Genomic DNA, 21,514 nt, shown 5'->3' with positions numbered 1-21,514 from the left:
TTAATTTTCCAGTATGATGAGGCTATCTGATTCCAAGGGGCGAGATCAACATGACTCTGACAACGGACAACCTGTTTTATAGCAAACGATTAAAAATGACACCGCCACGTGCGGAAGACGTTCAGACGATGCTGCAATGGAATGAAGATCCGGAGTATCTTCGAAATGTGGATACCGATATCGCCATCCCCTATTCAGAGAAACAATTGGAAGATGAGGGCGAAACGAAAAACAAAGAAGTGTACTTCAGGCTCAGGACACATGAGGACGATACACTGATCGGTTTTGTTGTCATTCACAGCATTGAATGGAACAACCGCTGCGGACAGCTTGCCATTGGCATCGGACTTGCCGAACATCGCAACAAAGGGTATGGAACGGAAGCGTTGAATCTGATTTTGCGATATGCGTTCCATGAACTGAATCTGGATCGTGTGGGACTGGACGTCATTTCGTATAATGCAAAAGGTATTCGTGCGTATGAAAAGGCCGGCTTTCAACTGGAAGGACGCGCACGCTCAGCAGTTTACCGTGATGGACGGCGTTATGACCGCCTGATGATGGGCATTCTGAAGCCGGAATGGGAAGCACTCAATCCAACAAAGGTGGAGGGAACAGTATGACCTTGAATGCAGAAGTTACAGATTTTATGGAACAAATCTCAATCCCGTGGCAAGTTGACGTTGTAAGACAATTGCGGCAGCTGGTGCATGATTCCATCCCGGACGTGCAGGAGCGCATGCAGTACAAGAAGCCACACTTTCTGAAAAACGGCAAATATGCCGCGGTCATCTCTCCATCCAAGCAGGCGGTATCCTTCACCATTTTTAATGCAACCGGACTGGAACTGCCAGACGGCATATTCGAGGGCCCGGAGGAACGCAAAACGATTAAAATCAAAGAAAAGGATACTCCGGATTACAAATGGCTGGCCGGTCTCCTGACACAGGCATCTGCAGAATTGTAGAAGGATGCACAATTGGGGGCTGTAATTGATCAGATCTAGTGAGCGAGATCTAATTCCTGCACGTGAGCGTCAGCTTGATTCTTCTTAATTCCCGCTGACGTTCACGGCCAATTAGGGATATCCCAATGAAGTCACACAGGAATTACATGGGTTAGATGTGTTATTGATTGAATGATGGGTTTACTCGACACTGGGTAACCCCACCGTAGAAAAAACCTTGTGAGGCAAAAAGCAAATCAAGGTCAGCTCCTTAGGATTCAAATGTCATTTTCTCAGGAAATACACCGCCCTCCTTAACTAGGCATCTGGCCATTCTTTGAGCCGCTCTATCAAAGTAAAATTGATTTGAATGATTTGGGTTGTTAATTGGTTCTAATTCGGAGAACAACATAGGAAAATGGCAGGATATATCCTGGCCCAACTTCGCGCGGGGCTTCCCCTCATGTGAAAGAACACGCCACAACGTGACGTGCTCTCCGTAACTCTGTATGCCTTATCTTAGGAAAAAGCCCAACTTAGTGATGTCCCAGCTGGTCCTTCGTAAATTCATAAAAGGCGAGGGCATCTTCACTGCTGGCAAAGCCAGCTTGAGCCATTCTGTCACTGCCTCCACCTTTGCCCTGGTAGGCTCCGAGATTGCCTTTGAAGAACGGTCCACAAGACCACTCAGGCGGCTGCCCGTTCTGTGCCAGAACGACTTTGGCTTCCGATATGCTGGCAAAAAGCACAATCCCCTCATGTTCTTCCGTCAATTTGGTCGCCAAGCTCTGCATATCCTTAAGGGATTTGTCTTCAAACACCTGGGCAATGACCAGGCCTTCCCGTGCAGACAACAATTCCTGCGCATAGTAGGTATCATTGGTGGCTTTGACCGCACTCAGCTCAGACAGAAGCTGTTTTTGATCTGTTTCCATTTTGTCGATACGGTCAAGCAGTTCTTCTCTGCTGGTTTTTAATTTCACCGAAATCCCGTTTAACACGTGCTGTGCTGCTGCAAATTCGTTTAATGCTCTGAATCCGCATTTAAAGTAGATGCGCGTGCTTCCCTTTACCTTTTCGGTTTTCAGCAGCTTAATGATGCCAATCTCACCTGTTGCCGCTACATGTGTGCCGCCGCAAGCGTTGTATTCCACGCCCTCCATTTCAACAATGCGGATGTCCTCGGTAACGGAAGGCTGCTTCACGAGCGGCAGACGGGCTGCTTCTTCAGCAGTGACCCAAGAGCTGCTGATGCGGGCATTCCGGTAAATTTGGCGGTTCGCCTCTTGCTCGATCGCTGTCAGTTGATTCGGTCCCAGTTCAGCTACAGCTACATCGATCGTGGCATATTCAGTGCCCAGATGAAAACTGAGCGTCATCGCATCAGCCAGCTTCAATGTGATGGCTGACAATAAGTGCTGCCCTGTGTGATGCTGCATGTGATCGAACCTGCGCTCCCAGTCAATTTCGCAGTGCACCTCCTTCTGTTCAGGTGCCTGCTCGACCTTATGCCATATTTCTCCATCTTCGATGTTTACGTCCAAAACCGCGATACCGCCAACTTGTCCTAGATCACACGGTTGTCCACCCCCATGCGGATAAAAAGCTGTCTCCGCGAGCGTGACATAGACGCCATCTTCCTTGTCCACTCTGCCTGTAATCGTTGTATGCCACTCTCTTGTATAAGCAGAGTCATAATAGATTTTTTGCGTCATGAATCATCCTAATCCCTTCTCATTTCAAATGGGTTTTCATAATCTCCAGATTACACTATCTGGCACACCTAATCCAATTTCTGTCTTAGGTCATCGTTACCTCATGATGATAATAAAAAGGGTTAACCAGAATATTCTGGTTAACCCTTGTCTCCAAAGATTACTTATCCAAAAACGTATTATACAGCAGACTGTATGGAAATACGCATGATCGGACCATCAATACTACTTTCATTGGCGACTAGCAATTCTACTTTTTGAATGTTCTCTTGACCATCCGGAATAATGATCGGACTGATCACCAGATAACCCGCGTCTTGAATCACAGGCATATCAAATTCCAGCATCAATTGTCCTGCCTGAACCATGTCGCCTGATTGTACATAGCTTCGGAATCCATTCCCCTTCAGGGAAACCGTATTTATGCCTACATGTATAAGTAACTGGACACCTGAAGCATGCTCAATGATTATAGCGTGCTTGCTCTTTTCCATAATATGCATGACCTTACCTGTAAATGGTGCAGTCACTTTTCCTTCGGAAGGCATGATTGCCATGCCATCCCCCATGGCTTTACTTGAGAAGGCTTCATCCGGTACAAACTCCAGAGATACTGCATGTCCTTTAATCGGGGAAGCGATCTCAATTATTTCGATATTCGAGTTCTTTTTACCTTTGGCTACGGAATCTGAGTTATCGCCTGAGATTCGATAGCCTATCGTGTAAGTCAGACTAAATGAAACCGCAAAAGCAACGACATTGACCAGGATATACAGAGGTAATTGATTATTCAAATAGAGCAATATCCCCGGAATACCTGTTAGCGACATGCCTGTAGCTTTTAATTGTAAAATAGAAGCTAGAAATCCACCGACTCCTCCACCGATCATCGACATAATGAAAGGCTTTACTAGAGGTAACGTTACACCAAATACTGCAGGTTCCGTTATCCCGAGGGCTGCTGAAAAACTGGAAGGATATGCAATTTGTTTTAACTTTTGTGATCTTGTTTTGATCGCTACTGCCAATACAGCTCCTGCTGCCGCAACATTCCCTGGTGAAATCGGATTCAACATATTCCAACCTGTTTGCGTGAGCATGTTAATTTCCAGAAAACTTATAATATGATGAATTCCAAAGATACCTAACAATTGACTGAAGCTACCATAAAGAAGGCCTCCCAGTCCATACGGTAATCTGAGTAAGAATTCAACTCCATGCAAAACAAATATTTCAATCTCATGGAAAATCGGACCAATCATAAATAGTGCGAGTACAATAGAAATAAGCAGTGTTAAGAACGGTGTTAAGATAAGGTCAAGTGAATTCGGAATTTTTGTTCGTAGAAACTTTTCTATTTTAGAACCCACAATACCTATAATAAATGCTGGCAACACGGAACCCTGATATCCCAACACTTTAATAAAATCGAAAAATACCAAGGGTTCTGCCAGGTTCTGTCCTACAGCGTAAGCATTAGGCAAGGCCGGATTAACAAGCATCAACCCAAGCACGATCCCCAGAACCGGACTGCCACCAAACACCCTAAATGTGGACCAACAGATTAAGGCTGGCAGAAAGGCAAATGCAGTATCTGTGAGAATCTGTGTAAAAAGCAACAATTCCTCTGGAACATTCTCAGGTGTTAACCCAATTAAACCTAATACGGCGGCCTGAGTCAGCAAACTTCTTAACCCCATAAATAATCCTGTCGCTACGAGAACGGGTATAATTGGAACAAAAATATCCCCGAATATCCGAACTGCACGCTGAAAGCGATTGCCCTCTTTTTTCACGGGAGCCTCTGCTGGTATTGTACCATCCCTTAACTTCATCACTTCTGCATAAATTTTATTAACTAAGCCAGTTCCAAGAATGATTTGATATTGACCTGAATTAAAAAAACTACCCTTTACCCCTTGAAGATTCCCCATTTCTTCATCATTAATTTTATCCTTGTCCGCGATCATGATTCGCAACCGTGTAGCACAGTGTTCAACCGAATGAATATTCTCTTTGCCGCCTACTAATTCCAAAATCCTTTTGGCTAATTCCTGATCTTTCATATGAGTTTCTCCTTAGATTGAGTAATATATAAGTTTGCCATTATGCTGCAACCCCTGATATTCAACACGTAACTGATGTTCCTCGGTAAAATACCTCGATGAGAAAACGCATTCACCATGGTTCACGAAAACCTCAATGGTCGAGTTATCGCTATAAAGGCTCATTTGTGATAAGTTTTGAATCTCGTTTACTTTCGTTTCTCTTGTATGGTTGACCCAATTTATCCTTGTAATCGAAAACTCATTCTTCTCTCCAATATAACGAATCTCAATCGCGCCATTTCTTAGAGAAAGATAAAAATCACTTATACTGTCCTCTCTTCGCAATTCCAGTTCAAACCGTCCGCTATCCAACTCAAAATTTCCCAGACGAGAAGTAAAAGTATTTTCCGTTTTTCTTAATTGTTTCACTTCTTCGATAGGAAGCTGTATTAGTCTGTCATTCTCCCAAGTTATAACCCTAGGTAAGGTCAAACAATGGATATAACCGTATTTTTTAGTAGGGCATTGCTGTTCCTCTTCCTCAGACATCCGAGACATCCACCCCACCATGATTCGTCTGCCTTTATGGTCAGTAAATGTTTGGGGTGCATAGAAATCAAAGCCATAGTCAATCAATGCTAACGACCCATTCGGCTTAAATTGCTTGGTTTGCTCATTAAATTGCCCAGACAGGAAGGCTGCATAACTTGTTATACCTGTTGCGGCCTCTTCTTCTGGAATTACCTGCGGACAACAGACCAATATATCGGTCCTATCATTCAAGGAGAATAAATCCGGGCATTCACACATGTTGTCCAACTGTTGATCATATAAAATATTTTCATACGTCCACTCCGACAAGTCACCTGAAGAAAAGAGAGCCACTGCGCCTTTTCGCTCTTTCGTTTGAGCACCAACGATCATCCACCATCTGTCACTTCCCCTCCATACCTTGGGATCACGAAAGTGTTCTGTGAACGCTGCAGGCGTTTCGATTACCTTCTCTTCTTTCACAAAAGTCTGACCATTCACAGATTTACTCACACATTGATAGCTCTTTCTGATTCCGTTATTCTTCACATTACCTGTGTAGAACAGATACATTTCATCTTCATGTTCTATACCACTGCCTGAATAGACTCCATTACGATCCCATTGTCGATCCGGGAGAATAGCCGTATTTTGATTGGTCCAATCGATCATATTCGTTGATGTGAACAATCCCCACTCTTTGTAACTATGGTTCGTATCAAATCGATTCCATTGGTGAAAAAAATAATACGTACCTTTGAACCAGATCAGACCATTTGGATCATTCAACAGACCTCTTTCCGGCTCAATATGATATGACAGTTTATAAGGATTTCTCAAAACAACATCCCACTTTCCAAATATAAAATATCGGTTTACACGGTTATTTCAAATCAATGGATCATTCATGCTTTTTAAATCGCCAGAATCGACTAGTGAAGTCTTGTTTCTTCCGCGGAAATGTAAGGCCTACATGCATTAACTCATCTCCCCCGAATAACTCTCCGGTTTCGATATTTTTATAGATGAATTCGGGGTTGAGCCCTTTGCATTTAACGGTCTGAACAGGAGCCGCCGGCTGAGATAATACTGTAAAATAACTCAGTACAACTTCGGTTTGATCTCTTGAAACAAAACTCCATGCGGCTTCATTGCTATCAAACGGACTAACGATTCTGTGGAATCTGCCAAATTGAATGAGTGGGCGAATCTCTTTATACAGGGCAATTTGCTGCTTAACCGATTCTTTTTCTTGCTCTGTTAATTTCGTCAAGTCCAGTTCATATCCAAAGTTCCCAGCCATAGCAACATATCCTCTGGTATCCAGAGGGGTTACTCTGCCTACTTGATGATTAGGTACAGATGAAACATGTGCCCCCATGGTTATTGGCGGATATACAAGACTTGTCCCATACTGGATTTTCAATCGACTAATCGCATCTGTATTGTCACTTGTCCACGTCTGAGGCATATAATACAGCATGCCTGCATCGAAGCGCCCTCCACCACTTGAACAACTTTCAAACAACACGTTTGGAAATGCTGCAGTGATTTCTTCCATGATTTTGTACAATCCCAACATATAGCGGTGAGCTGTTTCCCTTTGTCGCTCAGGCTCTAACGCGGATGATCCGATATCTGTCATGTGGCGATTCATATCCCATTTGACATAGGTTATCGGAGCACTTGATAGAATATCTGTGAGCGCCTGAATTAAATAATCGCAGACTTCCTGTCTTGATAAATCCAATACAAGCTGATTCCGGCCTAATGTATGTGGGCGATCTGGTACATGCAAGCACCAATCAGGATGACTTCTATATAAATCGCTATTTATTGAAACCATCTCCGGTTCAAACCATATTCCGAACGCCATACCCAGGTTGCAGACCCGGTTGGCAAGATCGAATAGACCCTGTGGCAGCTTTTGTGTGTTGACTACCCAATCGCCCAAAGAACTTTTACTGTCGTTACGTTCTCCGAACCAGCCATCGTCCAGGACAAACAGCTCGATCCCTACCTCTTTTGCCTCAGTTGCAATTTTCTCAATCTGATCTGCGGTAAAATCAAAATACGTCGCTTCCCAATTATTGATGAGTATTGGTCGTAATGTGTCACGATACGTGCCCCGACATAATCTCTGGCTATATAATTCATGATAGATTCTGGACATATCCCCCAATCCGCTCGTTGTATAAACCATGACAACTTCCGGAGTTTGAAAGGCCTCTCCCGGCTCCAGTAACCACGAGAAATCGAAGGGGTTTATCCCTATGGAAACTCTGGTAGTCCGGTACGGGTCAACCTGTACCTGCGCTGTGAAATTCCCGCTATACACAAGGTTAAATGCATAGACCTCTCCGTGATCTTCGTTGGTCTCCTTTTTGACCAATGCCATAAATGGCGCTTGTTGAGGGCTACTGGCACCACGACAGCTGTCGACCATTTGAATTCCAGATACAATTTTGCGCCTTTCTATATTTTTTTCATTTTGAGCAGCACCATACAGTGTCATAAGTTCGTATTCATCATCCAGAAAATCCACACTTGCGCTTAAGGCTCGGAGTAATTTCATCTTCTGTGTGCCCTGATTTTCAAATTGAACTGACCTGGTGATGACATCCCGTTCCTCGTACAGACTATAGGTTAACGTGACAATTAGCCCCAATAATTTGTCTTCCATAATCAATTCCAACGTTTCGGCCTCATTGTCCGTCTCTACATAAGTAGATGGCAGCCCTTTCAATTTTGGTTTCCCTCTATACGATCGATGTCCTTTGTAACGTAGGTCTGTGACAGTCGAACCATTCTCTTGTTGTATTTGATAAGAGGGAACCCGAAAGTCACCATTGCCGTATGCAGGATACTCTTGGGGGAGCGTATCCAACGAAAATGTCCGATCAGAACTATCCGGATTAGGTGAAAATACTCGATCAATATATATAATCTGATTACTGCCTCGATAGGTTTTAATGCCTTTCCCCCAATATAAATGGCTTAAATATCCCCCTTTGGTAACCTGCATAACATAGCTGGTCTTCTTGCTTTTCAAATGAAATATGAGATGTTCATCATCGATGTAAATAGACATAATTTCCTCCCATATGTTTAACTGAACTTAATAAACGATTGAGAAATATATATTGCTTATACATGTATACTAATCGTTTTAAATGTTCACTTATATGGAAGCATGTAGACTCATTATGGTACGATGTGATAACATGTAGCAATTTTCAACATTCGAGGTGATATGATGCTGTTGAATTTTTCCAATCAGTATCTCAACAATCTAGATCTTAATTTATATACATGTGGAAGAGAGGAATGTGTCAGCAGTTACTCCTATGGTCCAGCAATTCGAAGCGGATATATTGTTCACTATATCCTTAAGGGAAAAGGAATATATAAAGTTGGAGATCGGACCTTCCATTTGGAGAAAAGTGACGGGTTCCTAATTACACCCAACCATCTGGTTTATTATGAGGCAGATGCTGCAGACCCATGGGAATATGCCTGGATTGGCTTCAGTGGAGTGAAAGCAAAAGAATATTTAAACCGGTCCAGTCTATCCATGGACCATCCGATTTTTACGTTTAGTGAAGATCATGAGCTTATTCATTGTATAGACGGTATCATAGCGGCATCCAAACAGGTTGCTAATAAAGATCTGTTATTAACATCCAAACTGTACGAATTTCTATTTCTACTCTGTGAAAGTTACCCCAATCGCGAAGTTGCCAGTGATGTCAAACAACAAAAATATATCGAAGATGCATTGCTATTCATTGAACAAAATTATGCGCATCATATTACAATCCATGATATTGCTAAGTACATTTCTATTGACCGGTCCTATCTTCACCGGTTGTTTAAGCAGAGTCTTCATAAATCACCACAAGAGTTCTTGTTAAATCTGAGAATGGATAAAGCATGTTTTTTGTTGACTAATTCCACTTTCAAAATCGGTGACATCTCTCGATCTGTTGGATATAAGGATGTTCTTTTATTTTCCAAAACGTTCAAGCGGATTAAAAAATGTACTCCTTCAGAATATCGAAAAAATCAAGAAGGCTTGCACCACAAGGATTAGAAAGTTACCCTATCCTCGCTGACTCTAACACTAACACACAAAAAAAACAGGCCGTCCTAGTTATAGGAACGACCTGTCTTCAACTTAACCTCTTCTTTTGAAAGTAGAGCAACCATCTATTTCATCGACTCGGAGAGTTCTGTGAAAATAACACCAAGCGCATACGCGCCTGCATCCGGATAGCCCAGACTGCGATCCCCAACCGTGCCCGCGCGGCCCATACGTGCCACGATATCTTCGGTTTTCTTCGCGCCTTCAACTGCAGCCTCCGCTCCTTTAGCAAACGCTGTTTTGAAGTCATCGCCAGAGCTAGCACTTTGTGTCCAGGAATCTGCACACGGAACGAGTGCGTCGATCAAAGTTTTGTCACCTACAACCGCCCCGCGTCCGAAGGAGCGCTCACCCGTGGATTGAATGCCCTGCACCGCTGCTTGCATCATCTCGGCAAACTCAGAGACGTTCAACTCCTGTTTATCGCCTACTGCCTTGCCCGCCGAACGGAATGCCGAACCCCAGATGGGACCGGAGGCTCCGCCGCAATACTCCATGATTACGAGCGAGCATGCATCCAGGAACGAACCGATGTTTCTCTTCTCTTCGCTGATGATATGCTTCCATTCGCGTTTCAGCTGACGGAAGCCCTTCGCCACACTCATGCCGAAGTCACCGTCGCCTGCATGGGAATCCAGTTCACAGAACGGCACCTCATTCTTGATGATGATCTCGCCCATCTTGTCGATCAAGTAGACGATATTATCCAGGGAGAATTGATTGTTGTTGATTACCGCAGACGTTGCAGGGGTCTCCACTTCGAAAGATACAGGCACATCTTCAGTCACGACTGCTTCCAATGCTTCGGAATAGGCAACTTGCGCTACTGGAGGACCAGATACTTTGAACGCAGGTGTATCACTTTCCTTGAACAGCAGGGACTTCAGCTCATCATCCAGCTTCAGGATTGTCAGGGATGCGCCAGCCATATCGATGCTGGTCATGTAATTACCAACAAAAGTCGTAGCTACATGAAGACCCGAACGCCCTGCAAGCTCACGCTGAACCGAGTTGTTGAGCAGATATAATTCCTGAAGCGGTGTTGCGCCAAAACCATTCACCAGCACCGCAATCTCGGCGGATGCGTCACCATCCAGCTTCATATCGGCAAGCAGCGCTCCAACCATACGGCCCGCAAGCTCATCGGCAGAAACGATCTTCTCACGGCGAATGCCCGGTTCACCATGGATTCCCACACCGAACTCCATCTCATCGTCCGCAATTTCGAATGTTGGTGTACCTTTGGCAGGCACGGTGCAGGACGTAAATCCGAATCCGATGCTTCGTACGTTCTGAGCTGCCTTCTCGGCAACGGACTTCACTTCTGCCAGACTGCGGCCTTCTTCGGCTGCTGCTCCGGCAATCTTGTGAACCAGTACCGTTCCCGCAACGCCGCGGCGTCCTACCGTATACAAGCTGTCCTGTACAGCAATGTCGTCCTCAACACGTACATACTGTACGTCGATACCATCTTCTTCAGCCAGATGTGCCGCATTCTTGAAGTTCATCATGTCGCCGCTGTAGTTTTTGATGATCAACAGCGTGCCCTTGTTGCTCGCTGTTGCCTTGATCGCCTGATACACCTGGATTTGAGAAGGAGATGCGAATACATCTCCACATACCGCTGCATCCAGCATGCCATTTCCCACATAACCTGCGTGAGCCGGTTCATGACCGCTTCCGCCGCCGCTGATGAGGCTGACTTTGTCAGCATTAATCTCTCTGCGTTTGATGACTTTATACTTTTTCAAAAATTCCAGCTCCGGGTGCGCCAGCGCAATCCCGTTGCACATTTCCATCACTACATTTTCAGCCTGATTGATAATTTTCTTCATTACTTCGCCTCCCGGCGAGCTTTGTATTCCCGTCCCATACGGTCAGCCGCTGCAATGGCTGCAGCCACTTCAGGAACGGTGATTGGAAACGGCATGGCGTGAATCGATTCTTCCGGAATACAAGCGATCTCGGCCACTTTGAGCAGCTCTTCTTGCGTAATGGTATCTACACCGATATCCGCCAAGCTTACAGGCAGTCCCACGGCGATGCAGAAGTCCATGACTTCATGCAGCTCTTCAGTCGGTGCATTTTCAAGGACGAGCTGTGCAATCGTACCAAATGATACTTTTTCACCGTGGAAGAAGTGATGCGTACCCTCCAGAACAGTCAAACCGTTGTGAATTGCATGTGCCGCGGCCAGACCGCCACTTTCAAATCCAAGACCTGACAACAGAATGTTGGTCTCAACAATATTTTCTAGCGCTTGAGTCACCACATTGCTGTCGCTGGCTACTTTTGCTTTTGCTCCGTCAGTCAGCAGCATTTCATAACACAACTTTGCCAGCGCTAGTGCTGCATTCGTACCTACAGCAGACGGAGTATATCCTTCGCGGGAACCCATTGGCAGACTTGCGTTTACACGGGAATACGATTTTGCTGTTGCTCTTGCTTCAAAGTACGTAGAGAGCGCATCTCCCATACCGGACACCAGGAAGCGTGTTGGTGCGTTAGCGATTACGGTTGTATCCACCAGCACAACGCTTGGGCTTTGTTTGAAATAAGCATAGTCATCAAAAGAGCCTTCCGGTGTGTACAATACCGCCGAGTGGCTTGTTGGTGCATCGGTTGCAGCAATGGTCGGGCAAATGATCAATGCTTCGCCTTCCGCTACGCATTTGGCTGCGTCGATAGCTTTACCACCACCAAGACCAATGGTGCATGTACAGCCTTTTTCCTTCGCAATTTCCTGCAGGCGAGCAACTTCCTGACGGGAGCACTCCCCTCTAAAACCGCTTTCAACAAAGGTAATATTGAATTTCTTAGCTGTTGCATCAAGCTTTGCTTTTACCCGCTGTACATCATCGGGATGTGCAATCAACAATGCGGAATCTCCAAAGGATTTCACAAAGTAACCGAGGTTCAACAATTCATCTTCGCCTTGTACGTATTTGGTTGGGCTGATAAATGCTTTTCTCATAATGATATATGCCTCCTATAGCGTAGTTAGTATGGTGTTTGATGTATAAACATCAAATTTTAATTGTTCACAATTAATCTAAATATATATCATGCATGCTCGTGAAACAGTGGACTTTGATAACAAATTATTATAATTTTCAATCGTAATTTTTTGCTTTTTTCTGAATTCATGGTATCTTATTGTCATTGGATCGTTGAATGCTGACATGATCTTACATTACCCGCTCGCCTCTCATTTTAATATGTACAAGTTGCTACCTTTTTACGGCCCAGAGCCGGCAATCAGGTTCGTATGGAGGTTCCACCCAATGATTAAAGAATATTTGCACATCAATAAAATTCTCGACCTGAATAAATGGAAGCGTCTACAGGATTCACTCGCTACCGTAACCAAACTGGCCATCCTGACGGTCGACTACAAAGGCATTCCAGTGACCAGCCACAGCAGCTGTCAGGCATTTTGCCAGAATGTACGCAAAGATCCCGAACTGCTTCCCTACTGCCAAAAATGTGATTCACGCGGCGGTCTGGAAGCGGTTAGGTTAAATGAACCCTATGTATATCTGTGTCATTTCAATATTATTGATATTGCCATTCCCATCACCATTGATGGCAAATACATTGGCGCCGTGCTGGCAGGGCAAGTTAAACTTGCAGATCGAGATAAAGGCACTGATCTGGAACAGATCGTCTCTTCCAAAAATGTGCACATGCATGAAGCAAAGCTGCAGGAACTACAGGATGATTATGACCAACTGCCTGTAATGACGTATGAAGAGATCGTGAAAATCTCCAATATGCTGTCCCTTCTCTGCAACTATATTGTAGAGGAAGCTCTCAATAAAAATTTGCTCGTAGAGATGTTCGAAAAGGCCTCAGGGTCTCAGGAATCCGTTAATCTTTCGACCATTCTGCCGGGCTATTCCATTCGCAATATTGAATCCATCAAAAAAGAAATGACCAACGCCATTGCGGATGCCTATCTCAAAAGCAGTCCCAGCGACAATGCATGTACCAGTCCGGCACTGCAGCCAGCTTTTGAATACATTCACAGCCACAAGAGTGAGCAGGTCACACTGAAACAAATGGCAGAACTGTGCCACCTAAGTCCAAGTTATTTCAGCAGACTGTTCGCCAAAGAGACAGGGGAAAATTTTACGACTTATCTGGCCAAGCTCAAAATCAAGTGGGCCAAACAATTGCTAGAGGTTACCGACATGCCGATATCACAGATCAGTGATGAGCTGGGGTTTAACGAATCGGGATATTTTATTAAAATTTTCAAAAAGTTTGAAGAGATTACACCTGCCCTCTATCGCAAATACATTCAAGAGCAATCTGTCACCTGAACTCATTCATCTGTTCCTGGGCCCATATCGCAGACTCGGCCAGCATCTCCATTAATCCATTGAAATGAGGTGCACGGGTTCAGGTCATCAGACCGGTCATACTCCTTCTTATATTCACGGTACGCCTCCACAAATGCGGGGTATGCCCAGTCCAATTCTTTTACAGAATACAGGGCAGGATCACCGAAGTTGCAGGCGCCATATTTAAGCAAGAGAGCCCGGTGTAACATAGTTACTGACTCAGAAGTCCTCTATGTAACTGACTTCTGAGGGAATCAATTCACCATTGTACTCCCTGAATTCAACTTCAATCGTACCTGTATACGTACCCGGAGAAACTTGCACCGGTATTTCAGCAATCAGCTTGTTGTCCTGAACCCGGTACCTCAGAATATTGCCCACAACTGCCTGCTTAAACCACATTTCTGCGTCTTCAATAGGATAGGAATAGACATACTCGTTCCCTGCGATATTCATCGTGTATTCAACAGTTGCTGTGTGCTCCTTATACATGGAAGCCAACGCATTTTTAGCTTTGGTTACCGCGTCCCCAACGGGAATCTCTGTCCAATCATCCTTTATCACATGAACCGCTGAAGCCCGTGCCCCAATGCCCTTCCCAGTGGTAAGAATAATAATTGCTTCGTCCTGACCTTTCCCATCGATATTGCTCGTTTCGACTTCTGGGTAAAAAGCTGGTTCGCTGATGTTTTCCCACGGAAAAGATTTCGTTCGGTTATTCCAAGAGACGGTGATTCCGGAGTACATTCCTTGAACAGGTTTGGTTGATGTGTTTAATGTAATCTCGTGATGATTTTCTTTGATCTCGGCCAACACTGTATGATCTTGATTCGGAACCGAAAGAGAACCAGATAAAGCAATGAACGCTGCACTTAATAGTTTGGGTATGAACCACATGCTCATGATCAAACCTTCCTTTACTAAAAATAGAAATTGAATTTCGCATCTCACTATTAATAACAGTGCTCAACCCATCGAGTTGTGTAGATTAAGTCTTTTTTAACCAAAGATAAATAAGCAGCCCCCAAGATGGGGGCTGCAATAGATGATTCATAAGTCACTTATGGCGTTTGCTGGTCGTAATATTGGTAAGTTCCTTTCGGATACAAATTCCACTCACCCGGCAAGTTATATATTGGTGAGGAGCTGTGGATCGCGCTCTTGCGAATAATCGTTCCGCCACTCGGCAGAATTTCCAATTGACCATTCGGATCTCCCAGAACATCCATGATTTGACCGTCTTTCTTCAGAATGATGGCCGTTAATTTCGAACCGGGAACATTCAGAATAAGTTCATTGTTGTAATACGTAGTTGGGATGAGATCAAAAAAATCATAAAATGCACGGTCTATAGAATTAACGTATTTCAGATCCTTTATTTGGTCCAAAGGTAAGCCATCGAATATTTTGTAGGTTTCACTGGTTGTTTGGTTCGTCGCCGGATTGTAATGCTTAACTTCAAGCGAGAAGCCTACGAACTTCTGACTTGTGCCGAAATAAGGATTCATGATTTGAATCGTTTTGTTGTAACCCCCTCCGTCAATATACTGGCTGAAGTAAGCGTTGGAATTAGTCTGAGCCGATACTGAAACCCGAATTAAAACCGCTTTATAGTTAGCACCAACAATCCAGTAATCCATGTTCATTGGAGAAGCATTCCAAACTTTCCCGTTCATAGGCGTAGGACCTGTTAAGGTCTGAGCCGGTGTCGCCCAATATTGCTGCAGGCTTGAATCTGTCGGGAAATAAGAACTCAGATCCACTGTAAGGCTAGGTACCCCTTGTTTTGTATTGACTGGAATAAATCCTTTGTCAACAAGGGAAACAGCCACTACATTTAAGTCATAAGTCGCCTGATTGCCGTGGCTGTCTGTAGCCGTTATGGTAACTACAGCCGCCCCTGCATGCCCTGCCGTTCCAGGAGACAACGTAATCGTACTGCCATCCACAGTGACCTGAGCAGCAACCGGATCGCTTGAAACGGCCGAATAAGTCATTGCATCTCCTTCCGGATCGCTAAACAACTGGGAAGCATCATAACTCCGTTCATCTGTATAACCCGGACTTAGCAATTGGGTCTGAATGGCTGCCACTACCTCTGGAGCAGCATTCGAATTTTGAGCTTTCGGCATGACTGTGAGGTTAATGGTTTTTGCTGCAGAACCTCCCTTGGCATCTGATGCCGTAACGGTAATAACTACACTACCGCCTGTCAAAGGCGTTATCGTTAATGTACTGCCGTTAACAACAGCAGTGGCAATTTGCTCATCCGTTACTGACACTGAAAACGTCAACAGATCTTGATCCGGGTCCGAAAAATACTGCGTCAATTCGATATCTTTTGCCGGAGCTCCTACCTCCAAAGTTTGGTCCGGTATATCCATTCCCACAGGATCTTGATTGGGAGCCGGTGTTGGATCTGGCGTCGGTGTTGGATCCGGTGTCGGTGTTGGATCTGGTGCCGGCGTTGGGTCCGGCGTCGGTGTTGGATCTGGCGTCGGCGTTGGGTCTGGTGCCGGTATTGGATCCGGTGTTGGCGTTGGATCTGGCGTCGGCGTTGGGTCTGGCGTCGGCGTTGGATCTGGTGTCGGTGTTGGGTCCGGCGTCGGTGTTGGATCTGGTGTCGGTGTTGGATCCGGTGCTGGCGTTGGATCTGGCGTCGGCGTTGGGTCTGGCGTCGGCGTTGGTTCTGGTGTCGGTGTTGGATCTGGCGTCGGCGTTGGTTCTGGTGTCGGTGTTGGATCTGGTATCGGTGTAGCTGGAGCATCCACTACAGTGACATTAAAAGAGGTGCTAGCCAAATGTCCTTTTCCATCGCTGGCACGAAGCGTTACCATCGCACTACCTTCAGCGACAGGGGTAAGGGTTAAGCTGTTGCCGCTCAATGTTGTCCTAACAACATTTCTATTCGAGGTTTGTGCGCCAATGGTAAGCTTATCGTTATCCGGATCGCTAAATAATCCTGTTACATCGACAACAACTCCATCTGAGATCGAGATGGTTCGGTCCTCCAAAACACGAGTTGCAACTGGTGCCTGGTTGACAACCGGTGCTGGTGTTGATGACGCTGGAGCTGACGGCGTTTCCGATGCTGGAGTTACCCCGCTTACAGCAGACGCCAATACGTTCGTACCTAAAGAAACACTTTCAACCTTTGTATTGTTTCCTACGGCTACTGTGGCATCTGGATTATTAACCTTCAGCTGCTGAATGCTGCCTGTGAGGTTAATCGAAGCGGCACCCGAACCGTTGACCTGAACTTCATTAATATTGGCGTTCCCGGCAAGGGTAACGTTTTGGCTTCCTGCCAGCTCTAGGGTGCCAATGTTTCCGGATAGTGCGACGTTTCCAGCCCCATCCAGAAGGCTAACTTGTTCGACTGATGCAGAATCGCCGAAGGTAAGCGACGCATCCGAATGGAGGGCCATTTTATCGATCGTGGTGCTGCCTGTGACTTCGACGTGCACGTCCTGCTTGTTCACTTCCACCTGGCCAAGAGAGGCATCCTCAAAGACAACGGTGTTGCTGTCACCGCCATAAACCCTCGTTTGTCCAGTTACGTTCAAATCCTTTGAGAAAAAATCGTGAGAAAGTTTTGAAGAAATCTCAAAGTCACCATGTACCTCTAAATTTGAAACCGAAATATAATCGCCAGAAATTTTCAGATCTCCATCCAGCGTTGCCCCACTGCCATCCAGCTTAAGGTTTCCGGTAAACTCAGCTTGTCCGCCCTTAGGTGCAGAACCGGTTGCAATAATTTCAAGCGAAGTTATGCTACTGATAGTCCGGCCTTCGGCTAGAAATTTGATTTTCGCACCATCCAGCACTTTCGCATTGCTAGGATCAAGGAGGCTTTTCACCCGATTGGAAAGCGAATAGGTAATGCCGTTGATTTGTACGCTTCCATTGTTAATTCGCTGCAGCGTTGCTGCACGATCTTCCGGGAAAAAGGAATTTAACAAAATACCTGCAAGTACCTGTCTTTGCACCGGTTGATCGGCATTCAATACCTCCAATTCGCTAAAAACACCTTCTGCAAGTGAAAGGTTCAGGGCATCCCAAGCCCATGGTGCAGCCGATTTCAATTTACCGTTATTCGATTGATTTTCTTCTCCTGATGCTTTCCACTGAACGGCTCGGCTCAACACTACGGCTAATTCCTGGTACGTTATGGCAGCTTTAGGGCGGAACTGCCCCTTGTTGTTGCCGGTCATTAAACCGGCCTGCTGTACCGCTGCAATAGAAGAAGCGGCCCAATTGGTTTGTTTTACGTCCGAAAATTCGGAAGTTCTGGCATGAACCGTCGGCAGCTGAAGTGCTCTAGTCAAAATTACAGCCATATCCTGCCGGGTAATACTGTCATACGGTCGAAACTTGCCGTCCGGGTCACCGACCAGCAGTCCTTGCTGCACCGCCTGTGTGATTTCGGCCTGCCGATCCGAAGAGACTTTTGCCAGATCGCTCAGTGTCTGACTCGTAGCCGCATAACTGACCGTCGAAAAAGGAGAAACGGACGCGGTCATTAAGACCGCGGCCAAGAAATATTTTATGCTTGCTGACTTGTCCATTGATAATTCCTCTCCTTATTCGTAACTTCCAAGTCCGTCCATGGTATCTACAGGGTAAATGTCCCATTCCGACTCTTGATAAGCGGCGGCACCTCTTGTGATGCCTGCTTTTCTGCGCATGGTTTGTTGTGGGTACAACATTGAGGAATCCAGTGGAATTCCATTTATGAAAAAAACAACCTCAAGCGGCTCCGTTCCGTCAGGATCAAAATTCATGTCGGTAACAGCATAGTATACTTCTGCCTCAATGTTCGATTCTAAGCCACTATTCCAGTCAGCAATTACACGCCCCCCGTGTGCAGGGATTGAAAAGGATTCGTCCAAAACAATTTCATCCCCTCCTATCGTCAGTCTTACATGTGAGATTGGTGAATCCGTTGGATTATAAAGCTCGATTGCTTGAATATCCTCATCGCTTCCCCAAACCATCTCTGAAATAAAAGGAGCTGCCTGCTCAACTGCCGGCTTCACCGTAACTTGAATTACCGTATCCTTCTGCGACTTTCCATCGCTGGCGGTAATCTTAAATTCCGCTGTACCTGCTGCAATAGCGGTAATGGTCAACAAATCTCCCGAATCTTCCGGAACTGTCGCAATCGCTGGAGTCAAATTTTCAATTGAATAAGTTAGTACATCATCTGCATCCTCATCTGTAAACAGTCCGGTTAGACTCAGGCTTCCAGCTTCACCTACCGTAAATTCAGGGGCAGTCCAAGCCTCGTTCACGACCGGAGCGTGGTTGATCTGTTCCAGAGCAGGAATGGCTATGGAGACTGTATCACCTGGCGCTTGTGTTTTGGATGGAGTATAAATATCTGCTGCATCCAGCTCAAGCTCAAATCCTGTAATCGGGAGGTTAGCATTTTCACCAAGCGTAATTTCAAACTCATTCCCATAAAGTGGATTGACCGGAATGTAAGAAGTAGCTGTTAATTGCGCTCCTTCTCCGAAGCTGTGCCCGGATTGCTGCGCCGCCGCTTCAAGCGCTGCCATAGTCAGCCCCTTCGCCTCGGCGGCATTGCCAGTCCCAGACATTTCGTCATACGAATCAAACTTTTTAATGTAGTTGTTGAATTTGACCGTAATAACGTCACCAGGATCATACATAGAAGGATCATTTTCGTAATTCTGCGATTGAACAACCTCGGTAACCGCTGGAATCATTCGGTCTATGGTGAAATATGCGGTTGTCTCGTTTCCACCCTTATCTGTTACGACAAGTTTATAGTTACCGTCCATTGAGATCGTATTGCCCAGGCGGTAGTCTGTCGACTGGAACTCATAAACCGGGGACTGATAGTTCAAACCATCAGAACTTGTTCTCCACAAAACTGCTGTAGCGATGTCTTTGTCATCCGATCTTGGAGTATACGGAGCATTAAAATAAGATTGCTGTTCCGGCGTTTTTGCCGAAAGGCCTGTGATCAGAGGTGCAGGATCGGAAATATCGATATCTGTGACTGTGGTTGTTGGCAAACCATGCACGCCTTTGTTATCTGTAGGCGTAACTTCGAAAATAATTTTATGTCCACTGTCTTCGGCTGTCAGCGTATAGTCCTTCTCATTAGCACCAATAATCAAAGTTTGATTGCTGACACCGTCGTTATCCACCCTATACCACTTAAAAGTCGTTTCACCTTCCACATCTTCGTCCTGATCATCATAGGTGTACCTTCCCGAAAGAGTCTCCCCAGCTTCCAGCTTGCTGCCGGAGATCAGAACACTTGAAGCCACTGGAGGATGATCTTCCGGAGCAGGCGTTGGATCTGGTGTTGGCTCCGGTGTCGGCGTCGGCGTTGGATCTGGTGTTGGCTCCGGTGTCGGCGTCGGCGTTGGGTCTGGTGTTGGCTCCGGTGTCGGTGTCGGCGTTGGGTCTGGTGTTGGCTCCGGTGTCGGCGTCGGCGTTGGGTCTGGTGTTGGCTCCGGTGTCGGCGTCGGCGTTGGGTCTGGTGTTGATGGTCCTGATGAACCTGAACCTGAATTTGAAGTGCTTGTCCCTGTAGACGTGGATGGTCCCGTTGTCGAAGGCGTATTGCGAATGATCTGTGATAGTACTCCGCCCTCTGGAAGAATTACTTTCTCTGTCTTCACACTCGCAGGTAATTGAATTAACGATTTCACGTCTTTCAGTACAAGCTGTTTCCACGTTCCACTTCCCTGAACCGTTACTTTGTCGGTGGTATCGACAGTTACTTCATCAACATCACCTTCGATGGTTAATGCACTTGATCCAGATTTCAAAACAACTTGGGACAAGATATCAGCTTTCAAAATCACATGATCTGCCGAGACTGAAATCACACCCTTATAGGATGAACCCTTCAGATCCAAAGTCACGGGATCAGCAGCTGTACCCGCCTGTGTAATCTCGATTTCCGATAAGGAGGACAGATTGCGTGTGCGTGCATCATAGGTAACCACAGCATTCTGTAATGCTTCTTTGTTTCCTTCATTCAAAATGCCTTGCAGTTCCTTCCCAATTACAAAAGGGCGCCCATCGATATATGCAATATCTCCATCCAATTCGGTTAAGGAAGCTGTCCGCTCTCCTGTCTGAAACACATCCACCAGGATCTCCGCAATATCTTGCCGTTCAACCAAAGCCTTGGATTCAAATCTGCCCTCATTGGATTCCATTAAACCGAGCTTTAGTGCAGTTTGCACCTGTTCTTTGGCCCAATTGCTCACCAGGGATTCATCTGAGATCGTCTGTTGCTGACCTCCCTTGATTCCTTGTGTGCCCGTAACTCTTACCAATATGGAAGCAAGCTCTTCCCGGCGAATTGGATCATTTGCACGAAAATTCCCCAAAGTATCGCCAGTCATCCAGCCCGCTTTACGAATAGCATTTATATAAGGAGCTGCCCAGTCTGTGCTTTTAAGGCGAGCATCCATTGATTCTTCAAGGGGTAACTGTGATGCTTTGGCCAGCAATACAGCCATCTCTCTCCGGGTCAAATACTGGCGTGGATGGAATGAGCCATCCGGATAACCCGAGATTAAGCCTTGGTTTACTGCCTCTTGCACGGCTTGCAGGGAAGTGGAACGAATATCGGTTTCATCTGTAAAAACAGACGATATTTTGTTTGCTCCTCCTGTTTGATCTTCTGCTGCATTGACGTTCTGATTCCCCCACAGCATTCCGATGACCGTGACGGTAAGCAGCATCTTTTTCCAGTCGTGATTCATTGTCCGTTCCTCCCCATAAAACTTCCT

General features: G+C 45.7%; 14 protein-coding genes. 4 read left to right on the top strand and 10 right to left on the bottom strand.

The genetic code is table 11. The features are described from left to right. Nucleotides 1–50 precede the first annotated feature (50 nt). Nucleotides 51–623, top strand: a complete 573-nt coding sequence (locus tag AAIH57_RS09735) for a GNAT family N-acetyltransferase (RefSeq protein WP_430021484.1) — start codon at nt 51–53, stop codon at nt 621–623. Between the two features lie 2 nt (nt 624–625). Continuing rightward, a complete protein-coding gene (locus tag AAIH57_RS09730; RefSeq protein WP_413035276.1) occupies nt 626–967 on the top strand; it encodes a DUF1801 domain-containing protein in 342 nt (113 codons plus the stop codon). Between the two features lie 515 nt (nt 968–1,482). On the opposite strand, the gene AAIH57_RS09725 is transcribed toward AAIH57_RS09730, so the two are convergent. The 4 genes from AAIH57_RS09725 to AAIH57_RS09710 all read right to left on the bottom strand — a co-directional run bounded on the left by AAIH57_RS09725 (nt 1,483) and on the right by AAIH57_RS09710 (nt 8,331). Further along, entirely contained in the window at nt 1,483–2,661 is a 1,179-nt protein-coding gene (locus AAIH57_RS09725; RefSeq protein WP_430021483.1) for an alanyl-tRNA editing protein, read from the bottom strand. A gap of 179 nt (nt 2,662–2,840) precedes the next feature. Beyond that, nucleotides 2,841–4,727, bottom strand: a complete 1,887-nt coding sequence (locus AAIH57_RS09720; protein ID WP_430021482.1) for a glucose PTS transporter subunit IIA — start codon at nt 4,725–4,727, stop codon at nt 2,841–2,843. A 12-nt stretch (nt 4,728–4,739) separates the two neighbouring features. Then, entirely contained in the window at nt 4,740–6,080 is a 1,341-nt protein-coding gene (locus tag AAIH57_RS09715) for a glycoside hydrolase family 32 protein (protein WP_430021481.1), read from the bottom strand. A gap of 61 nt (nt 6,081–6,141) precedes the next feature. Continuing rightward, the gene (locus AAIH57_RS09710; RefSeq protein WP_430021480.1) at nt 6,142–8,331 is read right to left on the bottom strand and encodes an alpha-galactosidase; all 2,190 of its coding nucleotides are present in this window, start codon (nt 8,329–8,331) and stop codon (nt 6,142–6,144) included. 165 nt (nt 8,332–8,496) lie between these two features. Between AAIH57_RS09710 and AAIH57_RS09705 the strand changes: the two genes are divergently transcribed. After that, complete coding sequence (locus tag AAIH57_RS09705) at nt 8,497–9,333, top strand: AraC family transcriptional regulator (RefSeq protein ID WP_430022117.1); 837 nt, start codon at nt 8,497–8,499, stop codon at nt 9,331–9,333. A gap of 116 nt (nt 9,334–9,449) precedes the next feature. On the opposite strand, the gene dhaK is transcribed toward AAIH57_RS09705, so the two are convergent. Continuing rightward, nucleotides 9,450–11,219: a dihydroxyacetone kinase subunit DhaK gene (gene dhaK / locus AAIH57_RS09700; protein WP_430021479.1), complete on the bottom strand. Its 1,770-nt coding sequence runs from the start codon at nt 11,217–11,219 to the stop codon at nt 9,450–9,452. Beyond that, a complete protein-coding gene (locus tag AAIH57_RS09695) occupies nt 11,219–12,358 on the bottom strand; it encodes a glycerol dehydrogenase (RefSeq protein WP_430021478.1) in 1,140 nt (379 codons plus the stop codon). Before AAIH57_RS09695 ends, dhaK begins: the two co-directional genes overlap by 1 nt. Nucleotides 12,359–12,668: 310 nt before the next feature. Between AAIH57_RS09695 and AAIH57_RS09690 the strand changes: the two genes are divergently transcribed. Next, nucleotides 12,669–13,709 (top strand): PocR ligand-binding domain-containing protein, encoded by a 1,041-nt coding sequence (locus AAIH57_RS09690; RefSeq protein ID WP_430021477.1) that lies wholly within the window; start codon nt 12,669–12,671, stop codon nt 13,707–13,709. Nucleotides 13,710–13,711: 2 nt separating this feature from the next. Here AAIH57_RS09690 and AAIH57_RS09685 read toward each other — a convergent pair whose 3' ends face one another. The 4 genes from AAIH57_RS09685 to AAIH57_RS09670 all read right to left on the bottom strand — a co-directional run bounded on the left by AAIH57_RS09685 (nt 13,712) and on the right by AAIH57_RS09670 (nt 21,487). Beyond that, entirely contained in the window at nt 13,712–13,939 is a 228-nt protein-coding gene (locus AAIH57_RS09685; protein WP_430021476.1) for an SMI1/KNR4 family protein, read from the bottom strand. A 10-nt stretch (nt 13,940–13,949) separates the two neighbouring features. Then, a complete protein-coding gene (locus AAIH57_RS09680) occupies nt 13,950–14,633 on the bottom strand; it encodes a hypothetical protein (RefSeq protein WP_430021475.1) in 684 nt (227 codons plus the stop codon). Between the two features lie 158 nt (nt 14,634–14,791). Beyond that, nucleotides 14,792–18,298, bottom strand: a complete 3,507-nt coding sequence (locus AAIH57_RS09675) for an S-layer homology domain-containing protein (protein ID WP_430021474.1) — start codon at nt 18,296–18,298, stop codon at nt 14,792–14,794. Between the two features lie 15 nt (nt 18,299–18,313). Continuing rightward, nucleotides 18,314–21,487, bottom strand: coding sequence for an S-layer homology domain-containing protein (locus AAIH57_RS09670; RefSeq protein ID WP_430021473.1), 3,174 nt, complete (start codon nt 21,485–21,487; stop codon nt 18,314–18,316). Nucleotides 21,488–21,514: the final 27 nt, after the last annotated feature.

It is taken from the genome of Paenibacillus sp. MABNR03, from assembly GCF_050455445.1.
Lineage (GTDB): Bacteria > Bacillota > Bacilli > Paenibacillales > Paenibacillaceae > Paenibacillus > Paenibacillus xylanilyticus.
This window is presented reverse-complemented; position numbering and strand designations above follow the sequence as displayed.